The organism is Burkholderia sp. E168m23 (assembly GCF_016586125.1).
GTDB classification, from domain to species: Bacteria; Pseudomonadota; Gammaproteobacteria; order Burkholderiales; family Burkholderiaceae; genus Burkholderia; species Burkholderia orbicola.
Genome location: NZ_BCPP01000888.1, coordinates 1 through 2966 on the forward strand (window position 1 = coordinate 1; position 2966 = coordinate 2966).

Genomic DNA, 2966 nt, shown 5'->3' on the forward strand with positions numbered 1-2966 from the left:
CTTCGGTTTTCAGGTGTTCGGCCGAATCCCACGGCCGCGTCTTGATCTTGTCCATCGATCACTCCATGTCGAGGTGCGCGGGCATTGCGTGCGCGGCGCGGATGTCGGCCTGTTGCGTCGATTTATCGCCGCCGCAGAGCAGGATGACCCATATCGTTCCGCGCCTCACGTAATAGACGCGATAGCCGGGGCCGTGGTCGATACGCATTTCGACGACGGGGGAGCCGGCGGATTTCCAGTCGCCCGGATTGCCCATCGACAGACGGTCGATGCGCGCCTGGATGCGCCGCCGCGCGACGCGATCCGGCAGGCCGGCGAACCACGCTTCGAAGACGTCGGTGGTCCGGATGCTGAACGTAGGCGCACTGTAGGGCACGGATTGCAGGATGTCAACCATGGTTCACATGTTCGATGAATGGAATTCGGTTGCGCCTACGGTAGCGCCGCGCGCGTCGTTCGAGGTGGAATTGGCCGTCAGGCCGATCCCGTCGCGCGGCGGGAGCCGGCCATCCGGTCGAAGTCGGAATCTCGCGAATCCGTCTACAATCAAAAACGTCTTTGCCGCCCGCGCGTGCTTGCCGCGTGCGGGCGGGTCCGTTCGTCCTCCGGTATCCGGAGGCGCCGCCGCGCATCACGCATCGAGCATCGCGTGTTGCGCGGCGAGCAGTGCCGTGGTCTGTGTCCAGTAGATAAGGCGTCCGCGTGCCGTAGGCCGGCGCGCGTCCTGAACGCCGCGTGTCCGTAGGCCGGGCAGGCGGCATAACCGAGAGTCCCCATGAAAGCATCGGATCTGTTCGTGAAGGCGCTGGAAGCCGAAGGCGTCGAGTACGTGTTCGGCATTCCCGGCGAGGAAAACCTCGATCTGCTCGAATCGCTGCGGCGATCGAAGATCAAGCTCGTGCTGACCCGGCACGAGCAGGCGGCCGGGTTCATGGCCGCCACCTACGGCCGCCTCACGGGCCGCACCGGCGTGTGTCTCGCGACGCTCGGGCCGGGCGCGACGAACTTCGTGACGGCCGCCGCGTATGCGCAGCTCGGCGGGATGCCGATGCTGATGATCACCGGGCAGAAGCCGATCAAGTCCAGCAAGCAGGGCCACTTCCAGATCGTCGACGTGGTCGACATGATGCAGCCGCTCACGAAGTTCACGCGGCAGATCGTGTCGATCGGCAACATCCCGTCGGCGGTGCGCGAGGCGTTCCGCCGCGCGGAGGAGGAGCGCCCGGGCGCCGCGCACCTCGAACTGCCCGAGGACATTGCGCACGAGGAGGGCGACGGCAAGCCGATCCCGCGCAGCTACAGCCGGCGGCCGGTGGCCGAGGAGAAGGCGGTCGCGCACGCGGTCGACGCGATCCAGGCCGCGCGCCATCCGCTGCTGATGATCGGCGCGGGCGGCAACCGCAAGACCACTTGCAAGATGCTGCTCGAATTCGTCGACAAGACGGGCATCCCGTTCTTCACGACACAGATGGGCAAGGGCGTGATCGACGAGACGCACCCGCTGTGGCTCGGCAACGCGACGCTGTCCGACGGCGACTTCGTGCATCGCGCGATCGAGCAGGCGGATTGCATCATCAACGTCGGCCACGACGTGATCGAGAAGCCGCCGTTCTTCATGCGCACCGACGACAAGACCGTGATCCACGTGAACTTCCTCGGCGCGCAGGTCGATCCCGTCTATTTCCCGCAGATCGAGGTGGTCGGCGACATCGCGAATGCGGTGTGGCAGATGAAGGAGGCGCTGACGCCGCAATCGCACTGGGATTTCGAGCGCTTCAAGATGATCAAGGCGCATTTCGACGCGCACCTGGAAAAAGGCCAGCACGACCCGCGGTTCCCGATGTACCCGGTGCGGATCGTCAACGACCTGTACAACGCGTTGCCGGTCGACGGCATCGTCTGTCTCGACAACGGGATGTACAAGATCTGGTTCGCGCGCTACTGGCGTGCGCACGAGCCGAACTCGCTGCTGCTCGACAACGCGCTCGCGTCGATGGGCGCGGGCCTGCCGTCGGCGATCGCGACGAAGATCGTGCATCCGCAGCGCAAGGTGATCGCCGTGTGCGGCGACGGCGGCTTCATGATGAATTCGCAGGAGCTCGAAACGGCCGTGCGGCTGAAGCTCGACATCGTCGTGATGATCCTGCGCGACGATGCGTTCGGGATGATCCGCTGGAAGCAGGAGAACATGAATTTCCCCGATTTCGCGATGACGCTGCAGAACCCCGATTTCGTGTCGTACGCGCAAAGCTACGGCGCGCACGGGCATCGCGTCGAGTCGGCCGACGATCTCGAGCCGTTGCTGCGCGAGTGCTTCTCGTCGCCGGGCGTGCACGTGATCGACGTGCCGATCGATTACTCGGACAACGAGCGCGTGCTGAACCGCGAGATCAAGCGCCTGTCGGCGCAACTTTGAATTCCCGTTCACAGGAAGGAGTCGTTCCATGTTGAAGGAAACCTATCCGTACTACCTCGCCAACGAAGCCGTCTACGCGAACACCGATCTGGAGGTGACCGACAAGTTCAGCGGCAAGGTCGCCACGCGCGTCGCGCTGGCCGACGCGAAGGCGATCGATGCGGCGATCGCCGCGGCCGTCGACGCCACGAAGCCGATGCGCGAGATGCCGGCCTACCAGCGGCAGGCCGTGCTCGATCATTGCGTCGCGCGGTTTCGCGAGCGTTTCGACGAGCTGGCCGAGGCGCTGTGCATCGAGGCCGGCAAGCCGATCAACGATTCGAAGGGCGAAGTCACGCGGCTGATCGACACGTTCCGCGTCGCGTCCGAGGAATCGGTGCGCATCGACGGCGAGATCGTCAACCTCGAAATCTCCGCGCGGGCGCAGGGCTATACGGGCTACACGAAGCGCGTGCCGGTCGGCCCGTGCTCGTTCATCTCGCCGTTCAACTTCCCGCTGAACCTGGCCGCGCACAAGGTCGCCCCCGCGCTCGCGGCCGGTTGCCCGTTC

The 2966-nt window shown here is 65.2% G+C and carries 3 protein-coding genes; 2 read left to right on the forward strand and 1 reads right to left on the reverse strand.

Features of this window, described 5'->3' with window-relative positions:
* Positions 1–58: 58 nt before the first annotated feature.
* The gene (locus tag JMF90_RS31410) at positions 59–397 is read right to left on the reverse strand and encodes a type II toxin-antitoxin system RelE/ParE family toxin (protein WP_011548231.1); all 339 of its coding nucleotides are present in this window, start codon (positions 395–397) and stop codon (positions 59–61) included.
* A gap of 378 nt (positions 398–775) precedes the next feature.
* On the opposite strand from JMF90_RS31410, the gene JMF90_RS31415 reads away from it, so the two are divergent.
* Complete coding sequence (locus tag JMF90_RS31415; protein WP_011548230.1) at positions 776–2416, forward strand: acetolactate synthase large subunit; 1641 nt, start codon at positions 776–778, stop codon at positions 2414–2416.
* 28 nt (positions 2417–2444) lie between these two features.
* A partial coding sequence (locus JMF90_RS31420; RefSeq protein ID WP_201325894.1) for an aldehyde dehydrogenase family protein occupies positions 2445–2966 on the forward strand: 522 nt, incomplete at its 3' end.

Bases quoted from the DNA above. Each gene is read 5' to 3' on its own strand.
- JMF90_RS31410 (WP_011548231.1), bottom strand. From the start codon at position 397: ATGGTTGACATCCTGCAATCCGTGCCCTACAGTGCGCCTACGTTCAGC.
- JMF90_RS31415 (WP_011548230.1), top strand. From the start codon at position 776: ATGAAAGCATCGGATCTGTTCGTGAAGGCGCTGGAAGCCGAAGGCGTC.